We start from the raw sequence: 17,488 nt of genomic DNA, 5'->3' as shown, positions 1-17,488 counted from the left end.
ATCTACGGATTAGAAACAACAAGGCGGAGGGCAGGACTGTCCCCCGCCTTTTTTCTGTCTGTTGTGACGCCCTTTGACGGCAGAAGACTTGGGCGGTGAGGAGGCTTGTCAATGGTCGAGTTTGACACGACCGCACGTAGCCCATGTGCTGGCACGAACCGTGGTTCTGCATCATCACAAATCGCAAAACGACGTCCTCCAATGCCGCGAATGCCGCTCATGACAAGCACACCCAAGGCACGGCTGACGCCCCCATGTTCATCGCGCAACGGCAGCATCAGGATTTTACCCTTGAGCAATGGCTGACCCACCGCGCGCGGCGCTTCGAGGTTCAGTTCCATCAACCCAGGGGAGGTGAACACAGCTTCCAAATGCAGCCCCAAAGCCCCCCGTGATTGTGGAACAAAGGCTGTGGTTATGGGCAGGCCGCGAGGTTCAATACCGATCAGCCGACCGATATTGCGGCCCGCAACGCGGAAACGTGCAACACCAGGCGCCACCCGTTCGAGGATGAAACTGTTTTCCAAAAGACCACCCATCTCACTTGGATCCACGTCCTTGCGCAACGGGACGCCATTGTGACGCGGCAGAGAGGCCCAATAAGTCTCCAGCTCGTTCAACTCTGTTGGATTGGTCATCAAGACACCTTTCTCATGATCGGCAAACGCGGACTGGTGGCTGTTTTTGTCGAAGAAAGCACTCATTATGAAAAACCCTTTAGTGTGGTGTCGTATTTTCGCGGCGATCTTGATTGACCCGCTTGCCCTATTCTTTTGACACATTCGCGCCTTAATTACTCTAAACAAAGTCTTAACAGGTTAACCGGTTAACGAAATCGCACTGGTTTTTCAGGGGCCAGAACCGCGCTGCTCTTGCTCAAGTGTGAACTTTGCCTTTAGGTGCAAGGACATACCGAAAAGGGGACAGCTGTGATCCGATCCATGACTGCATTTGCAACTCTGCAAGGACACGCCGATGGCGCATCTTGGACGTGGGACGTCAGAAGTGTGAATGGTCGCGGGCTCGATATCAAAGTGCGCGTACCAGATGGAATAGACGGGCTTGAGGCCAAGGTTCGTGCGGCGGTTACCAAGGCTGCGACACGCGGAAACGTCACAATCGGGCTGCGACTGGCGCGCGAACAGGCAGACGGGGCCTTGCAGATTGATCCTGCACGCCTTGATCTTATCCTTGAGGCGTTAGACGCAATTCAAGACCGCGCCTTTGATAAAGGAGTCACATTGGGCCAGCCAACAGCGGCGGATGTATTGGCCCATCGCGGGGTCCTTGTGGCGGCGCAAACGGATATAAACGTCGATTTTGCTGCCCCGGTGTGGGCGGACTTTGAAGCCGCATTGAACGCCATGATCGAAATGCGTGAAGTCGAGGGCGGATCGTTGTTGTCGGTTATAACGGCACAAGTGGATCAGATTGAAACGCTGACCGCGCAGGCGGTTGAAGCCGCCAAATCCCGCAGCGAAGCGATAAAGATACAGATGGCCAAGGCGCTTGGCCGCATCATGGAAGACGCAACCGGCGCAGACCCTGATCGTGTGGCCCAAGAATTGGCGTTGATCGCCGTGAAATCTGACATCACCGAAGAAATCGACCGCCTTGGTGCGCATGTTCATGCCGCGCGCGATCTGCTGGCCGCAGGCGGGCCATGTGGACGCAAGCTCGATTTTCTGACGCAAGAATTCAATCGCGAAGCCAATACATTGTGTTCCAAGGCGCAAGATGTTGCACTGACCCAGATCGGTCTTGCGCTTAAGGCTGTGATCGATCAACTGCGCGAACAAGTTCAAAACGTGGAGTAACTGCATGACGCGGCGTGGCCTACTAATCATCCTTTCATCGCCATCGGGCGCAGGAAAATCGACCCATTCCAAACGGTTACGGACTTGGGACCCGACGATTGAATTTTCTGTGTCCGCGACCACGCGTAACCCACGCGACGGCGAAGAGGACGGCAAGGACTATCATTTCCGCACCGAAGAACAATTCCGCGAACTTGTCGCAGATGGTGAAATGCTGGAACACGCCCATGTTTTCGGGAACTTTTACGGATCGCCCAAAGGGCCTGTTAAGGCGTCCATCGATGCGGGGTGTGATGTGTTGTTTGATGTGGACTGGCAGGGCGCCGAGCAGATCAAGGATTCATCGCTGGGCCAACACGTCCTAAGCGTGTTCTTCCTTCCGCCCTCCATTGCCGAATTACGCCGCCGTCTGGAAACACGCGGGCAGGACGACAAAGAAACCATCGACAAACGCATGACCCAAAGCTGGGACGAGATCAGCCACTGGCGGTCTTATGACTACGTATTGGTCAATGATGATCTGGACGCCACAGAAGCGCGCTTGCGCACCATCGTCGAAGGCGAACGTCAACGCCGCGATCAGCAGCCTGATTTGGCAGACCACGTACGTTTGTTACATGACGAGTTTACAAATGGCCTCAAGCAGGGCCGATAAGCGGAGGCAATAATGCTCTATGAATTGGACGGCCATGCGCCGGATGTACATACAAGCGCGTGGATCGCGCCGGGTTGTCATGTCATTGGTGATGTCGCGGTGCTTGATCTGGCATCTATCTGGTTTGGCGCGACACTGCGTGGTGATAACGAACGCATCACAGTCGGTGCGGGCAGCAACATTCAGGAAAACAGTGTCCTTCACACAGACATGGGGTTTCCGATGGTGATCGGCACCAATTGCACGATTGGCCATAAGGCGATGCTCCATGGCTGCACCATCGGCGATAATTCATTGATCGGGATGGGCGCGACTGTTCTGAACGGCGCTGTAATCGGCAAAAACTGTCTAATCGGGGCAGGGGCGTTGGTTACCGAAGGCAAGGTCATTCCTGACGGGTCTTTGGTCATGGGAATTGGCAAAATCGTGCGCGACCTTGACGGCCCAGCCATTCAAGGGCTGACGGCATCCGCACTTCATTATCAAGAAAATGCCGCGCGGTATCGCGCAGGACTGAAGGAAATACCGCATGGCTGAGACACCAAAATCCCTCGCTCGGCGCCCAGAGTGGCCGAGTTCTGTTTCACGCCCGGTGGCGACACCATTGCAGCCAAGTGTTGTGTATTCTTCCCCAGATCCGACCGCTTTGGATAAGCAATATGCCGAAGGCACTGGATATACCTATGCCCGCGAAGGCCACCCAAACGCGACCGTTCTGGCGCAAAAGATCGACATGCTCGAAGGGGTTGAGGGCGGGATCGTCAACGGATCAGGCATGGCGGCGGTGTCTACCGTGTTGTTTGGGTTGTTAAAGTCCGGCGATCACGTGATCGGTGCGGATCAGCTTTATGGGCGCACCTTGCGTTTGATGACACAAGACTTGCCACGCTTTGGCATTGAAACAACATTGGCGGACCCAACGGATGCAGCGTCCTTTGAGGCCGCGATCCGGCCCAACACCCGCATGATGATTGTTGAGGTGGTGTCGAACCCGACCATTCGCATCGCCGACATGGAAGGCATTGCAAAAATCGCCAATGAGCGCGGTATCTTATTGATGGTCGACAACACCTTTACCACGCCGCGCGGGTATCGCCCGTTTGATCACGGCGCAGATATTGTGGTGCATTCGGTGACAAAACTGTTGGCGGGGCATGCAGATGCGACGCTCGGGTATGCCGTTGCGAAAGACCCCGCCTTGAACGAGGCGATCTACATCGCCAACACCACATTTGGCATGACGGCCAGCCCGTTTGATTGCTGGTTGGCGGAACGCGGCCTGCAAACATTTGAAATCCGATATGACCGCGCAGAGGCCACGGCCACAACTTTGGCGGAAGCATTAGCGGACGTAAAAGGCGTGAAACGGGTGTTCCACCCAAGCCGCAACGATCACCCCGACCACAATCGCGCCCTTCAAATTCTGGGGAACCGCCCCGGCAACATGCTGTCTATTGAAATCGAAGGCGGGCGTGCGGCGGCGGATGCTATGACACGGGCAGCGCCCGAGCTGCCTTTTGCGCCGACATTGGGCGATGTGGGCACGACGCTAAGCCATCCTGCGTCTTCATCCCACCGAGCGCTTACGCCAGAGGCGCGCGCGGATCTGGGCATCTCGGAGGGCTTCTTTCGGATCTCCGTTGGCCTTGAAGACCCGGATATGTTGATCGCCGAATTCACCAAGGCGATCACCGAGAGCCAAAAGGTCTAGGCGCGCGTCATGATTGACACCCATGCCATGGTCAAAGCGCTCCCCAACCCAGTCATCTTGGTTGGGCCCGATGGGAGGTTGGCCTGCGCGAATAATCCTGCGATGAGCTTGCTTGGCACGGATGCGACGGGTTGGTCCTATGTGACGGCGCTGCGCCAACCAGCCATTCTGGAAGCCATTGAAATCTGCCTGTCCGGCATTGGCAGCCCTGTGGTGCGCTACACCAGCAATGACGGCGCACGTGACACGCTTTGGGATGTTTCAGTAACACCGCTGAGCCTTGAGCATGACGGCGGGCTTGGTGGATTTTCGGCCTTGATGAGCTTTACGGATACAACGGCCCAGTCGGATGCCGATGAAAAGCGCCGCGAGTTTGTGGCCAACGTCAGCCATGAACTTCGCACCCCTTTGACATCGCTGGTTGGGTTCATTGAAACCCTGCGCGGCCCCGCCAAAAATGACCCCGCAGCACAAGATCGGTTCCTTGCGATTATGGAACAAGAAGCAGGTCGAATGCATAGGCTGGTTGAGGATTTGCTGTCCCTAAGCCGAGTTGAGGACCTTGAGCGGATCAGGCCAACGACGAAAGTGGTTTTGAACCAATTGGCCAAAGACATCGTAGCAGGACTGGGGCCGGTCGCCGCCCCCCAGAACGTTGAGTTGGTCGTCGATGTTCCAGATCAAGACATCGAAGTTCTTGGGGATTGGGATCAACTGGCACAGGTTCTGCGCAACCTTGTTGAGAACGCGATCAAATATGGAGGCGAAGATCGCACTGTAACGGTTCAACTGAGCACGCCGAGCAAGCAAACCGCCAAATTGAGCGTGATTGATCAGGGCGAGGGAATCCCTAACCACAACATCGCCCGCCTGACCGAACGCTTCTACCGAGTCGATTCTCATCGCGGGCGCGATAAAGGCGGGACTGGGCTGGGTTTGGCCATCTGCAAACATATTATCACCCGTCACAGGGCACGTTTGCGTATCACCAGCACATTGGGGCAAGGGTCTGAATTTGCGGTATTATTCCAGATGGTGACGGACAATTCCTGACCCGAATAACGGCCGACCTTCGACTGTCACATTACTTTTACATAAGTGTCACAAAAGCGTTTTGCAGCGCCAGTAGTCAACGCCCTGTAAGTCCCGCGACAAGCGTGGGGCGACATCGAAAATCACTAGGAGTGACACATGTCCTTTCTCAAACTGACCGCCTCTACATTGGCCGTCGCAGCCGTCTCCGCTACATCCGCAGCAGCACGTGACAACGTCCAGATCGCTGGCTCGTCTACAGTTCTGCCATATGCGTCCATCGTCGCAGAAGCATTCGGCGACAACTTTGATTTCCCAACACCGGTTGTTGAATCTGGCGGCTCTTCTGCTGGTCTCAAGCGCTTCTGTGAAGGCGTTGGCGAAAACACAATCGACATCGCGAACTCTTCCCGCCCGATCCGTCAGTCCGACATCGATCTCTGCCTTGAGAACGGCGTGACAGACATCATCGAAGTTCGTATCGGTTATGACGGCATCGTATTTGCGTCCCAGATCGACGGCCCTGACTACTCCGCGTTCGAACCAGCTGACATCTTCAACGCACTTGGCGCGACTGTTCTGGTTGACGGCGAAGTTGTTGCAAACCCGCACACACAGTGGGCTGATTTCAACGCTGACCTGCCAGCTGAAGACATCGTCGCCTTCATTCCGGGCACAAAGCACGGCACACGTGAAGTGTTCGAAGACAAAGTTCTGATGGTTGGTTGTGAAACAACTGGTGCGTTTGATGCGATGATCGCATCCGGCATGTCCGAAGACGACGCTGAAGATGCATGCATCGAAGTGCGCGGCAACGGCATCACAGTCGACATCGACGGTGACTACACAGAAACACTTGCACGTATCGAAGCGAACCCGAACGGTATCGGCGTTTTCGGTCTGGCGTTCTACGAGAACAACACAGACACACTGCAAGTTGCGACAATGTCTGGCGTAACACCAGAAACAGCGACAATCGCATCCGGCGAATACCCTGTATCTCGCCCATTGTTCTTCTTCATCAAGCAAGCGCACATCGGCGTTATCCCTGGTGTGAAAGAATTCGCTCAGTTCTTCATCGCTGACGAAGTTGCTGGCCCATCAGGCCCACTTGCTCAGTACGGTCTGGTATCCGACCCAGAACTGGCTGCGACACAAGCGGCTGTTGAAGCAGAAGAAACACTGGAAATCCAGTAAGCGTTCCGAAACATGGGTGGCCCGATCATTTGGGCCACCCAACCACCTGAACAACCGAAAGACAGACGATTGTCTGCGTGCCCGAAAGCGGGCACAAGCCGTGCCGGGGGGCACAGAATATGTCATTGATCTTGATCGTCAGCATTGTCATCGCTTTAGCAGTCATCGGCTATGTCTTAGGGGTGCAACGTGCCGTTTCATCTGCGGACGGGGATCAACGCATCCTTCACTCGCTTAAGGGGTACTACGGCCAGAACGTCGCGTTGACGGTTCTTGTGCCATCCCTGCTGGTTCTCGCGATCTGGGCGATTGCACAACCTTTGTTGATCGATCAGTCCGTTTCCGGACTTTTGAATTTAGAGGATAGCCGCGCGCAATCCTTGGCCATGGCCGATGTGCGGCGTGTCGCCGAAGGGCTCGACACCGCCATCGCCCAAGGCGCGCTGACCTCTGATGCCGCCGCCAACATGGACGCTGAAACAACTGATGTGCGCGACCTTCTGGGCGACATCGGTGTTGCTGTCGGGTCTGACGTCACACCCGAAACACTTAACGCGGCGCAACGCTATCGCGGTCTGTCCAACACAGGAAGCTGGGCGCGCGGATTTGTTGTGCTGGCAATTGCGCTGGCGGGATTTGCCTTTGCCCTTAGCCGCATCACCAAAGATTTCCGCGCCCGCAACATTGTTGAACGTGGTGTGCTGGTTCTGCTCATCGCGGCCGCATCTGTCGCCGTGCTTACGACCATCGGTATCGTGCTGAGCTTGATCTTCAACACCATCAACTTTTTGCAGGCCTATCCGGCTGCTGACTTCTTCTTTGGAACCCGCTGGGAGCCGAGCTTTTCTGGCCGTGGCGGTTCATCAGAACTGGGTTTCTTGCCGCTGATCTGGGGCACGATGTTTATCTCGATCATTTCCCTGATCGTCGCTGTGCCGCTCGGGTTGTTTTCAGCGATCTATCTGTCTGAATACGCGTCGCCACGTGTGCGTTCGATTGCCAAACCCATGCTTGAAATCCTCGCGGGTATCCCGACCATCGTCTACGGTCTGTTTGCTTTGCTAACCGTCGGGCCGCTTTTGGTCAGCGCCTTCGGTCAGGGCGGGTTCTTTGGTGTGGATTGGATGTCTGGCGGTACCGCCGCAATGACGGCTGGTTTGGTCATGGGCATCATGTTGATCCCCTTCGTGTCCTCGCTGTCAGATGACATTATCAACGCCGTGCCACAGGCGATGCGTGACGGGTCCTACGGACTGGGCGCCACGCAAAGTGAAACGATCCGCCAGGTCATCATTCCTGCTGCGCTACCTGGCATCGTCGGTGCGATCCTGTTGGCCGCGTCGCGCGCCATCGGTGAGACCATGATCGTGGTGCTTGGGGCAGGGGCCGCAGCGAGCCTTTCTCTCAACCCGTTTGAAGCCATGACAACCGTGACCGCCAAAATCGTCAGCCAGCTGACAGGTGACGGTGAATTTAACAGCCCTGAAACGATGGTGGCCTTTGCGCTGGGGATGACGCTGTTTGTGATCACTCTCTGCCTGAACGTCTTCGCGCTTTATATCGTTCGTAAATATCGGGAGCAGTACGACTAATGACTGATCTTTCTTCTACAGAACCCAAGGCACACCGTTCTTTGAAGGTCGCGGACGCCCGCACCAAAAAGCGCAACGCGGCTGAAAAACGCTTTCGCGCCTACGGGATCGTTGCCATCGCGATTGGCGGCTTGTTCCTACTGGCTCTGACCTACAACATTCTGAAAGCGGGCCTTCCAGCCTTCACGCAGTACGTTGTCGAACTTGAAGTCACATTGACCCAAGATGAATTTGACGCCGCCGAAAGCCAAATGCTAAAAACAGCGGCCTACACGGACATCTTTATCGGCAACTTTGAAGCCAACCTCGCAGAGCGAGGCGTTGCAGTGCCATATGACGCCGACGCGATTGAACGCCTTCTTGGTAAGGTCGGCGGCGACATCCGCTCTTATTACCGCGAAAACCTTGATGACATTGGCCAACCTGTCACGTTCCAACTGCAAACATCATCTCGTGTTGAGGGCTACTTTAAGGGCCGCGTAAACCGAGACACGATTGTCGACAGCCGGTTCTTAATGGGATCTGATCTCGATATTGTGGACGCGTTGCGCGATTCTGGGGTTCTCACATCTCGGTTCAACTGGGACTTTATCACCGGCAAGGATTCTGGTGTGGACAACCCAGGCGGCGCTGGGATCGGCGCATCTGCCATCGGGTCGTTGTTTATGATGTTGGTGGTCTTGTTCCTAAGCCTGCCAATCGGTGTTGCGGCATCTATCTACCTAGAAGAATTCGCACCTAAGAACCGATTGACCGATCTGGTTGAGGTGAACATCTCAAACCTTGCTGCGGTGCCGTCAATTGTGTTCGGTATTCTGGGCCTGTCAGTGTTCATTCAGTTCGCGCATTTGCCGCAATCCGCGCCTTTGGTGGGGGGACTGGTCCTGACACTGATGACATTGCCAACGATCATTATTTCCACCCGCGCGTCTTTGAAATCTGTGCCGCCGTCCATCCGTGATGCGGCCCTCGGGATTGGCGCGTCGAAGATGCAGTCGGTGTTCCATCACGTCCTGCCTTTGGCGATGCCGGGCATCCTGACGGGGACGATCATCGGGTTGGCGCAGGCCTTGGGCGAAACAGCGCCGCTGTTGCTGATCGGGATGGTAGGCTTTGTGGCCCGTGAATACCCTGACGGTGTCGTCAGCGGCTTTATGGACCCGAACTCGGCCATGCCAGCACAGATTTACACATGGGCCGCACGGGCTGATGTTGGGTTTTACGAAAAAGCATGGGGCGGTATCATCGTTTTGTTGATCTTCCTCCTTTTGATGAACGCGCTAGCCATCTTCCTGCGCAAAAAATTCGAGCGCCGGTGGTAAGCAGATGAAGGATACGAGCCTAATGACCGACTACAAAATCTCCGCCAAGGGTGTCCAAGTCTACTATGGCGACACCCACGCAATCAAAGACGTGGATGTCGACATCGAAGACAAAACCGTTACGGCGTTTATCGGCCCGTCAGGGTGTGGCAAGTCCACCTTCCTTCGGACGCTGAACCGCATGAACGACACGATCGACATCTGTCGCGTTCAAGGTGACATCCGGATTGACGGGGAAGACATCTACGACTCTGCGGTCGATCCGGTGCAGCTGCGCGCCAAGGTCGGCATGGTGTTTCAGAAACCAAACCCGTTTCCGAAATCGATCTATGACAACGTCGCCTATGGTCCGAAAATTCACGGGTTGGCGCGCAACAAAGCCGAACTTGACGAGATCGTCGAAAGCTCTTTGCGCAAGGCCGCGCTTTGGACCGAAGCCAAGGATCGCTTGAATGCCCCCGGCACGGGCCTGTCAGGGGGGCAACAGCAACGTTTGTGTATCGCCCGTGCCATCGCCACAGCACCAGAAGTATTGTTGATGGATGAACCCTGTTCTGCGCTGGACCCGATTGCGACGGCTCAGGTCGAAGAGCTCATCGATGAGCTGCGCCAATCTTTCAGCGTCGTGATCGTGACCCACTCGATGCAACAGGCCGCCCGAGTGAGCCAGAAGACGGCCTTCTTTCACCTCGGCAATTTGGTTGAGTACGGCGAAACAGATAAGATTTTCACCAACCCAGAAGATCCACGGACGGAAAGCTATATTTCCGGCCGGATCGGGTAAGGAGCAAACGCTATGAACGAGCATATTTCATCCGCATTCGATCGCGACCTCGAAAATATTCAAGCCCAGATTATGAAGATGGGTGGCCTTGTGGAACATGCCATCCTCGAAGGGGCAAAGGCGTTGGAGCAGCGCGATGCAGCCCGTGCCGATATCGTGCGCAAAGGCGACAAAGCCATTGATGCGCTAGAAGAACAGATCAATGAAGACGCGGCACGCACCATCGCATTGCGCGCGCCTGTGTCTAAGGATTTGCGCACGTTGCTGTCAGTTCTCAAACTTGCAGGTTCGCTGGAACGGGTTGGCGACTACGCCAAAAACATGGCCAAACGGACACCAATCATCGCCGATATGTCGCCGCTCAACGGCACCGATGCCGCCCTGCGCCGGATGAGCAAGGAAGTACAATCCATGCTGAAGGACGTGCTGGACGCCTATGTGCGCCGTGACGTTGATCTGGCCGAAAGCGTGCGTCAACGCGACCTTGAGGTGGATCAGATGTATAACGCGCTGTTCCGCGAATTCCTGACTTTCATGATGGAAGACCCGCGCAACATCACGGGTTGTATGCACTTACACTTCGTCGCGAAAAACGTTGAACGGATGGGCGACCTTGTCACAAATATGGCCGAGCAAGTGATCTATATGGTCACCGGTGAAATGCCCGATGAAGAACGCCCCAAGTTGTCCAGCACCGCGATCCAGTCGGACGTATAAGACCATGACCCAACCTCATATTCTGATCATTGAGGACGAACCGGCACAGCGCGAGGTCTTGCGCTATAACCTCGAGGCCGAGGGCTACCGTGTCAGTTCCGCCAGTGATGGTGAACAGGGCCTGCAGATGGTCCCTGAGGACGTGCCTGATGTCATCGTGCTGGATTGGATGATCCCCCTGGTGTCGGGCATCGAGGTTTGCCGACAGTTGAAGGTCAACAAAGATACGCAGTCTATTCCGGTGATTATGCTGTCGGCCCGTTCCGAAGAAGTCGATAAAGTGCGAGGTCTTGAAACTGGCGCGGATGATTACGTTACCAAGCCCTATGCTGTTGCAGAACTCATGGCGCGGGTGCGTACGCAATTGCGCCGTGTGCGCCCATCATCGGTGGGCCAGATGCTGACCTACGAAGACATCACCTTGGACAGCGAGACCCACCGGGTGACCCGTGGCGATACGGATTTGAAACTCGGGCCGACCGAATTTCGCCTGCTGACCACGTTCATGGAAAAACCGGGCCGTGTCTGGAGCCGTGAGCTGTTGTTGGATCGTGTGTGGGGCCGTGACATCTACGTCGACACCCGCACCGTAGACGTACACATTGGACGGCTGCGCAAGGTTTTGACGTCAAACGGCGGCCAAGATCCACTGCGGACCGTCCGCGGCGCGGGCTACGCGCTCGGCTAGGATTGATCGGCAGCGCGTTCATCCGCGCGTGCCTTGATGGATGTCGCCCGTGAGATGAGCGAGGCCGTGATCACCCCAATCGTCACCAGCGCGATCATGATCGTCGAGAGCGCATTGATTTCAGGTGTCACACCAAGGCGCACCGCTGAGAAGATGCGGATCGGCAGGGTGGTTGATGACGGGCCTGATGTGAATGACGCGATAACCAGATCATCCAACGACAGCGTAAACGCCAAGAGCCAGCCAGACACAACGGCAGGCATGATGATCGGCAGTGTCACACTGCGAAAGGCATCAAAGGGCGTACAGCCAAGATCGAGCGCGGCTTCTTCTAGGGATCGGTCAAAGCTCACCAAACGTGAAGTGACAACGACACTGACGAAACACATCGCAAAGGTGGTGTGTGCCAGCACAATAGTGACCACGCCACGGTCCAAACCAATGGCGATAAAGAACAGCAATAGCGACAGACCTGTGATGACTTCGGGCATCACCAATGGCGCGTAAATCATACCAGAAAACAGCCCGCGCCCACGAAATGGGCCAGATCGTACCATGATATAAGCGGCCATTGTCCCAAGCACCGTCGCAAAGGTCGATGACCAGAATGCCACTTTTATCGTCACCCAAGCGGCATCAAGGAACTGTTCGTTCTGCAACAGCTCTCCATACCATTTGGTGGAAAAACCCGCCCATACAGTCACCAGTCGGCTTTCGTTGAACGAATAGATAATCAGGATCAGCATCGGCAGGTAGAGGAACGCAAAACCGAACGTAAGCGCCGTGGCGTTGAACCAAGAGAACTTCCTCATTGATCTGTCTCCTCTTGATTGCGCTGGAACAGCACGATGGGGATGATCAGGATCAGTAGCAGGATGACGGCAACAGCACTCGCCACTGGCCAGTCACGGTTGTTAAAGAACTCTTCCCACAGAACCTTACCAATCATCACAGTGTTGGATCCGCCTAACAGGGACGGAATAACGAATTCGCCCAAAACGGGAATGAAGACGAGGAAACATCCCGCGATGATGCCCGGTTTCGAGAGAGGCGCTGTGACGAGCCAAAAAGCAGACAGTGCCGAGCAGCCCAAGTCTTCTGCGGCTTCGATCAGGCTGTCATCCATCTTTTCAAGCGCGGCATAGATCGGCAGCACCATGAACGGCAGGTAGGTATAAACGATGCCGATATAGACGGCGATATTGGTGTTCAGGATTGTCAGGGGTTCGCCAATGATACCCGCACTCATCAGCATCTGATTGAGGTAGCCTTCTTTGCTGAGAATGCCGATCCACGCATAAACACGGATCAGGAACGACGTCCAAAAGGGCAGGATCACCAACATCAATAGCGTCGGACGCCAATGTTCAGCAGTGCGCGCCATCGCATAAGCAATCGGATAGCCGATCAACAGTGTAAAGAAGGTCGAGATAATCGCGATCTTGAGCGATGACAGATAGGCCGCGAAATACAAGAAATCAGGAATATCGACAAAGCTGGATAGGGCAGGGAACAAGAAACTGAGAACCGCCACCAGCAAAGCTACATTAACCACCGCGACTGCAAGCGCCGTCAGCGCCCCAGCCGCACTGTCAAAAAGACCCGAGCGCGCATCGCCCATCATGGCCTTTTTAGCGCGTGGGTAGACGATCCGAAACATCCCGATCAACGCGACAAGCCCGACGAACGCCGCAAATACCGCGCCCGCACCGATGAACGCGTAGTTTTCCAAATCAAGCCCCGCCAGCATGCTCCAGAACCCATCCTTCAACGTCGGCGTGTAAGGCGGAATGGCCAGCGCAATATCCGAGAGCGAAATCTTCAGAACGATGCCAAAGGGAACCAAAAACAGCAGAAATAACCAGCTATAAGGTGTCGCGATCAGGGTTTGGCGTCCCATTTCACGACGCAAACGATGTGGTAACAGGTAAAGTCCAGCCACCAAGGAGACCGCGATCAAAAGACCAACCCACCACATCAATGTGCCCGCGATCCATCCATAGGCCAGCGTCACGAGAACAGCCATAATGTAGGTCACGAAAATGGATGAGGCCGTGCGCGCTGTCATGATCTACTCCGTCAAAACGACACCAGCGGTGTCGGTCCAGCTGAGGTAAACATGATCTTCCCACGTCAGGTTACGACGCGAAATTCGACGATTGTTGGTTGCTTGGGCCTTGATGATCAGACCGGGCGCGACTTCTACGTGATAGGTGGAAATATTGCCCAAGTAGGCGATGTCGAGGATTTTGCCCTGCATCACGTTGGCCGCCTCTGGTCTCTCGCTTGAGATCGCGACTTTCTCAGGCCGGATTGCAAAGGTAACAGTGCTGGCCGCTGGCGGAGGCGTGTCACTTGCAGCATTGATCGCCGGTTCAGTCGGCGACCATTTGATGGTGACGTCGGTGGGTTTCCTGCCTTTGGCCTGCACTTCGACGGTGCCTTCAATCAGGTTTACATCCCCAATAAAATCAGCAACATAGGAGGAATTTGGCGCCTCATAAATCTGATCAGGTGTTGCGACTTGGGCCAATTTTCCTTCGGTCATGACCGCAACCCGCGACGCGACTGTCATCGCTTCTTCTTGGTCGTGTGTGACGATCACAAATGTGGTGCCCGTGGTTTCCTGAATGTCCATCAGTTCAAACTGGGTTTCATTGCGCAGCTTTTTGTCCAATGCGCCCAAAGGCTCATCCAAAAGAAGAAGTTTAGGGGCCTTCGCCAAAGACCGCGCAAGGGCGACACGCTGGCGTTGACCGCCAGAAATCTGGTGCGGTTTGCGTTTGGCAAACTTACCAAGCTGCGTCAGTTTCAGCATCTTTTCGACACGATCACCGATCTGGTCTTTGGGCATGTCAGACCGTTTCAGACCAAAGGCGATATTGTCCCAAACCGTCAGGTGCGGGAACAGCGCGTAGGACTGGAACATCATGTTAACGGGGCGCTCGTTTGGGGGGATGGGGCCGATATCGACGCCATCCAGCAGGATCGTGCCCTCTGTCGGGGTTTCAAATCCGCCCAGCATCCGCATCAACGTTGTTTTGCCGCAGCCCGACGGGCCCAGGAGGGCGAAAAATTCTTGCGCGTAAATGTCGAGGGTCAAATCATCAATGGCCGTAAAATCGCCAAAACGTTTTGTGACATTTTTAAACTGGATTAACGGTTTGGCGTCTGGTTCATCCCATGGGGCGAAAACTGTATCAGGTCTTGGCTGCGCCATTCAAACGTCCCCTTTCTGGAAATCCCCCGCGCCGACTAGCGCGAGGGATCAATCTTGTGATGGTGCTTACTGACCGGACTTAATCGTCGTCCAAAGACGGGTCACAACACGTTGAACACGGGCATCATATGGCGTGGTCGTAAAGAGGTTTTCCAGCGTCGCAGCATCGGGGTAAACAGCTGGATAATCCAGGATCTCTGGGTCGATGAATTCCTGCGCAGCTTCGTTGCCGCTTGCATACCAAACGTAGTTAGTGGCCGCTGCGGCGTTCTCGGCGTCTAGGATGAAGTTAATGAACGCGTGTGCGGCTTCAGGGTTCGGCGCATCCGCTGGAATTGCCATTTGGTCAAACCACATCTGTGCGCCTTGGCTCGGGATCGCATAATCGATCTCGTGGCCATTCTCGGCTTCTGCTGCGCGTAGCTGTGCAAGGAAGACGTCACCAGACCAGCCCACGGCAACGCAGATGTCACCGTTTGCCAGCGCGTTGATGTATTCAGAACTGTGGAATTTCTGGATATAAGGGCGAACCGCGGCGAAAACATCTTCGGCCTTTGCGATCACGTCTGGGTCGTGGCTGTCGGGGTCTTCACCGATGTAGTTCAACGCAGCCGGAATCATTTCGGTCGGTGCATCAAGGAAGTACACGCCACATTCGGCCAGCTTTTCCATGTTGGTTGGATCAAAGACGAGGTCCCAGCTGTCAAACGGTGCATCTTCACCCAGAACTTCGGTTACTTTGCCAATGTTGAACCCGATCCCTGTCGTGCCCCACATATAGTTTACAGAATAGGCCCCATCCGGATCGTACTGTTCGGTACGTTCTTGAACCGCACCCCATAGATTTCCGTGGTTCGGCAACTGGTCCAGATCAAGCGGCTGAAAAGCACCCGCAGAGATTTGGCGCTGTAGGAACGTGGCGGATGGGACAACGACGTCATAGCCGGAACTGCCTGACAGCATCTTTGTTTCCAAAAGCTCGTTGGAATCAAATACGTCGTAGATCAGATCAATGCCGGTTTCTTCTTCGAACTGCGTCAGCAGCTCTTCGTCGATGTAATCGGACCAGTTGTAGACGCGGACTTCTTCGGCCATTGCGCTTCCTGCCACGAGGGCAAGTGTCGCAATTCCGGACATAAGGTGGATGTTTTTCATGAGTATTCCCTGTGGTTTGAGTGGCGGGCTTTCCCGTCTCTGACAGCGACTATGAATATCACCAAGGGAATTGGCAATATAGACCGTGGGTTCATAGCGTCAAACGCAGTTCCACCGATTGACTTGGACAAAGTTGCGCATAGTCTGTCGGCAAATGGCGATCATGCCGCTCAAATTTCAGGACATCCGCAATGAACGTGATCTCAAACCACATGCCCACGGCCGATCTACAAGCACTTGATGCAGCCCATCACATGCATCCGTTTTCGGATGGTGCGGATTTGGCCCGCGTCGGGGCGCGGGTCATTACAGGGGCAAATGGCGTCACGCTCACCGACAGTGAGGGCCACAAGATCCTTGATGCGATGGCTGGGCTCTGGTGCGTTAATATTGGCTATGGGCGCGATGAACTGGCCGATGCTGCCGCGCGCCAGATGAAAGAACTTCCGTATTACAACACGTTCTTCCAAACCACCCATGTTCCCGTCATCGCGCTGTCAGCAAAGCTGGCAGAACTTGCGCCGCGCGATTTGAACCACGTCTTCTATGCAGGCTCGGGTTCTGAGGCCAATGACACAAACATCCGTCTTGTACGCCACTACTGGATGGCCAAGGGCAAGCCCGACCGCAACATCATCATCAGCCGCAAAAACGCCTATCACGGATCCACCCTTGGCGGTGGCAGCCTTGGGGGCATGTCGGGCATGCAGAACCAAGGCGTTCCTGTAATCCCCGGCATACACCACATCGACCAGCCTGATTGGTGGTCCGAGGGCGGCGACAAGACGCCAGAAGAGTTCGGACTTGAGCGTGCACGTCAATTGGAAGCCGCGATTATAGAACTTGGCGCGGATCGCGTTGCAGCCTTTATCGCTGAACCCGTGCAAGGGGCAGGGGGCGTGATCGTTCCGCCCAGCACCTATTGGCCTGAAATCCAGCGCATCTGTGACGAATACGGCATCCTGTTGATCGCTGATGAGGTGATTTGTGGGTTCGGGCGCACCGGCCATTGGTTTGGCAGCGAACACTACGGTATCCGCCCGCACATCATGACCATCGCGAAAGGTCTGTCATCTGGTTATGCACCGATTGGCGGATCAATGGTCTGCGACGAGGTGGCCCATACCATCAATGAGGCTGGCGATTTCAACCATGGTTACACCTATTCGGGCCACCCTGTGTCCTGTGCAGTGGCGTTGGAAAACCTGCGGATCATGGAAGAAGAAAAGATCGTTGAAACCGTCGCCAATGAGACCGGCCCATACCTCAAGGAAAAATGGGAGGCCTTGACGGATCACCCCATGGTCGGTGAGGCAAATATTGTCGGCATGATGGGATCAATCGCATTGACGCCGCACAAGGAAAGCCGCGCAAAGTTTGCGGCAGATGCGGGCACTGTCGGATTGGCCTGTCGCACCCGTTGTTTTGCAAATGGGTTGGTAATGCGCCACGTTGGGGATCGGATGATTATCTCTCCGCCTTTGGTGATCTCAAAGGCAGAAATCGACACCTTGATTGAACGCGCACGCCTGTCGCTGGATGAAACTTATGATCAGATCAAAGCGGACGGGTTGTTTGTAGCGGGCTAATCACGAAAG

17 protein-coding genes are annotated in these 17,488 nt (G+C 55.1%); 12 read left to right on the top strand and 5 right to left on the bottom strand.

The features are described from left to right. Nucleotides 1-2: 2 nt before the first annotated feature. Complete coding sequence (locus KO486_RS08745) at nt 3-704, bottom strand: PAS domain-containing protein (protein WP_216036851.1); 702 nt, start codon at nt 702-704, stop codon at nt 3-5. Nucleotides 705-929: 225 nt separating this feature from the next. Between KO486_RS08745 and KO486_RS08740 the strand changes: the two genes are divergently transcribed. The 11 genes from KO486_RS08740 (at nt 930) to phoB (ending at nt 11,515) form a co-directional block, all read left to right on the top strand. After that, the gene (locus KO486_RS08740) at nt 930-1,817 is read left to right on the top strand and encodes a YicC/YloC family endoribonuclease (RefSeq protein WP_303435041.1); all 888 of its coding nucleotides are present in this window, start codon (nt 930-932) and stop codon (nt 1,815-1,817) included. A 4-nt stretch (nt 1,818-1,821) separates the two neighbouring features. Then, nucleotides 1,822-2,472, top strand: a complete 651-nt coding sequence (gmk, locus tag KO486_RS08735) for a guanylate kinase (protein ID WP_216036850.1) — start codon at nt 1,822-1,824, stop codon at nt 2,470-2,472. A 12-nt stretch (nt 2,473-2,484) separates the two neighbouring features. Further along, the gene (locus KO486_RS08730) at nt 2,485-3,009 is read left to right on the top strand and encodes a gamma carbonic anhydrase family protein (RefSeq protein WP_216036849.1); all 525 of its coding nucleotides are present in this window, start codon (nt 2,485-2,487) and stop codon (nt 3,007-3,009) included. Beyond that, nucleotides 3,002-4,183 (top strand): aminotransferase class I/II-fold pyridoxal phosphate-dependent enzyme, encoded by a 1,182-nt coding sequence (locus tag KO486_RS08725; protein ID WP_216036848.1) that lies wholly within the window; start codon nt 3,002-3,004, stop codon nt 4,181-4,183. The genes KO486_RS08730 and KO486_RS08725 overlap by 8 nt, the downstream gene beginning before the upstream one ends. Before the next feature lie 9 nt (nt 4,184-4,192). Next, complete coding sequence (locus KO486_RS08720) at nt 4,193-5,236, top strand: ATP-binding protein (protein ID WP_216036847.1); 1,044 nt, start codon at nt 4,193-4,195, stop codon at nt 5,234-5,236. Nucleotides 5,237-5,374: 138 nt separating this feature from the next. Beyond that, on the top strand, nt 5,375-6,412 hold the full coding sequence (locus tag KO486_RS08715; RefSeq protein ID WP_216036846.1) for a substrate-binding domain-containing protein: 1,038 nt from the start codon (nt 5,375-5,377) through the stop codon (nt 6,410-6,412). A 119-nt stretch (nt 6,413-6,531) separates the two neighbouring features. After that, the gene (gene pstC, locus KO486_RS08710) at nt 6,532-8,004 is read left to right on the top strand and encodes a phosphate ABC transporter permease subunit PstC (RefSeq protein WP_216036845.1); all 1,473 of its coding nucleotides are present in this window, start codon (nt 6,532-6,534) and stop codon (nt 8,002-8,004) included. Next, complete coding sequence (gene pstA, locus KO486_RS08705) at nt 8,004-9,326, top strand: phosphate ABC transporter permease PstA (protein WP_216036844.1); 1,323 nt, start codon at nt 8,004-8,006, stop codon at nt 9,324-9,326. Before pstC ends, pstA begins: the two co-directional genes overlap by 1 nt. 22 nt (nt 9,327-9,348) lie before the next feature. Beyond that, nucleotides 9,349-10,110, top strand: coding sequence for a phosphate ABC transporter ATP-binding protein PstB (gene pstB / locus KO486_RS08700; RefSeq protein ID WP_252734627.1), 762 nt, complete (start codon nt 9,349-9,351; stop codon nt 10,108-10,110). A gap of 12 nt (nt 10,111-10,122) precedes the next feature. Beyond that, nucleotides 10,123-10,827 carry a phosphate signaling complex protein PhoU gene (gene phoU / locus KO486_RS08695; protein WP_216036842.1) on the top strand — a complete coding sequence of 235 codons (705 nt, stop codon included), beginning with the start codon at nt 10,123-10,125 and terminating at the stop codon, nt 10,825-10,827. Between the two features lie 4 nt (nt 10,828-10,831). Beyond that, entirely contained in the window at nt 10,832-11,515 is a 684-nt protein-coding gene (gene phoB / locus KO486_RS08690) for a phosphate regulon transcriptional regulator PhoB (RefSeq protein WP_216036841.1), read from the top strand. On the opposite strand, the gene KO486_RS08685 is transcribed toward phoB, so the two are convergent. The 4 genes from KO486_RS08685 to KO486_RS08665 form a co-directional block, all read right to left on the bottom strand. Further along, nucleotides 11,512-12,327: an ABC transporter permease gene (locus tag KO486_RS08685; RefSeq protein WP_216036840.1), complete on the bottom strand. Its 816-nt coding sequence runs from the start codon at nt 12,325-12,327 to the stop codon at nt 11,512-11,514. The genes phoB and KO486_RS08685 overlap by 4 nt on opposite strands. After that, nucleotides 12,324-13,415 (bottom strand): ABC transporter permease subunit, encoded by a 1,092-nt coding sequence (locus tag KO486_RS16440; protein WP_252734684.1) that lies wholly within the window; start codon nt 13,413-13,415, stop codon nt 12,324-12,326. The genes KO486_RS08685 and KO486_RS16440 overlap by 4 nt, the downstream gene beginning before the upstream one ends. Before the next feature lie 171 nt (nt 13,416-13,586). Then, nucleotides 13,587-14,735 (bottom strand): ABC transporter ATP-binding protein, encoded by a 1,149-nt coding sequence (locus KO486_RS08670; RefSeq protein ID WP_216036839.1) that lies wholly within the window; start codon nt 14,733-14,735, stop codon nt 13,587-13,589. Nucleotides 14,736-14,801: 66 nt separating this feature from the next. Continuing rightward, nucleotides 14,802-15,890, bottom strand: a complete 1,089-nt coding sequence (locus KO486_RS08665) for a polyamine ABC transporter substrate-binding protein (RefSeq protein ID WP_216036838.1) — start codon at nt 15,888-15,890, stop codon at nt 14,802-14,804. Nucleotides 15,891-16,081: 191 nt separating this feature from the next. Here KO486_RS08665 and KO486_RS08660 point away from each other — a divergent pair, with 191 nt between their 5' ends. Then, a complete protein-coding gene (locus tag KO486_RS08660; protein WP_216036837.1) occupies nt 16,082-17,479 on the top strand; it encodes an aspartate aminotransferase family protein in 1,398 nt (465 codons plus the stop codon). Nucleotides 17,480-17,488: the final 9 nt, after the last annotated feature.

Source organism: Octadecabacter sp. B2R22 (assembly GCF_018861045.1).
In the GTDB taxonomy this organism is placed as follows: domain Bacteria; phylum Pseudomonadota; class Alphaproteobacteria; order Rhodobacterales; family Rhodobacteraceae; genus Octadecabacter.
This window is presented reverse-complemented; position numbering and strand designations above follow the sequence as displayed.

Bases quoted from the DNA above. Each gene is read 5' to 3' on its own strand.
- KO486_RS08745 (WP_216036851.1), bottom strand. From the start codon at position 704: ATGAGTGCTTTCTTCGACAAAAACAGCCACCAGTCCGCGTTTGCCGAT.
- gmk (WP_216036850.1), top strand. From the start codon at position 1,822: ATGACGCGGCGTGGCCTACTAATCATCCTTTCATCGCCATCGGGCGCA.
- KO486_RS08730 (WP_216036849.1), top strand. From the start codon at position 2,485: ATGCTCTATGAATTGGACGGCCATGCGCCGGATGTACATACAAGCGCG.
- KO486_RS08725 (WP_216036848.1), top strand. From the start codon at position 3,002: ATGGCTGAGACACCAAAATCCCTCGCTCGGCGCCCAGAGTGGCCGAGT.
- KO486_RS08720 (WP_216036847.1), top strand. From the start codon at position 4,193: ATGATTGACACCCATGCCATGGTCAAAGCGCTCCCCAACCCAGTCATC.
- KO486_RS08715 (WP_216036846.1), top strand. From the start codon at position 5,375: ATGTCCTTTCTCAAACTGACCGCCTCTACATTGGCCGTCGCAGCCGTC.
- pstC (WP_216036845.1), top strand. From the start codon at position 6,532: ATGTCATTGATCTTGATCGTCAGCATTGTCATCGCTTTAGCAGTCATC.
- pstA (WP_216036844.1), top strand. From the start codon at position 8,004: ATGACTGATCTTTCTTCTACAGAACCCAAGGCACACCGTTCTTTGAAG.
- pstB (WP_252734627.1), top strand. From the start codon at position 9,349: ATGACCGACTACAAAATCTCCGCCAAGGGTGTCCAAGTCTACTATGGC.
- phoU (WP_216036842.1), top strand. From the start codon at position 10,123: ATGAACGAGCATATTTCATCCGCATTCGATCGCGACCTCGAAAATATT.
- phoB (WP_216036841.1), top strand. From the start codon at position 10,832: ATGACCCAACCTCATATTCTGATCATTGAGGACGAACCGGCACAGCGC.
- KO486_RS08685 (WP_216036840.1), bottom strand. From the start codon at position 12,327: ATGAGGAAGTTCTCTTGGTTCAACGCCACGGCGCTTACGTTCGGTTTT.
- KO486_RS16440 (WP_252734684.1), bottom strand. From the start codon at position 13,415: ATGGGACGCCAAACCCTGATCGCGACACCTTATAGCTGGTTATTTCTG.
- KO486_RS08670 (WP_216036839.1), bottom strand. From the start codon at position 14,735: ATGGCGCAGCCAAGACCTGATACAGTTTTCGCCCCATGGGATGAACCA.
- KO486_RS08665 (WP_216036838.1), bottom strand. From the start codon at position 15,890: ATGAAAAACATCCACCTTATGTCCGGAATTGCGACACTTGCCCTCGTG.
- KO486_RS08660 (WP_216036837.1), top strand. From the start codon at position 16,082: ATGAACGTGATCTCAAACCACATGCCCACGGCCGATCTACAAGCACTT.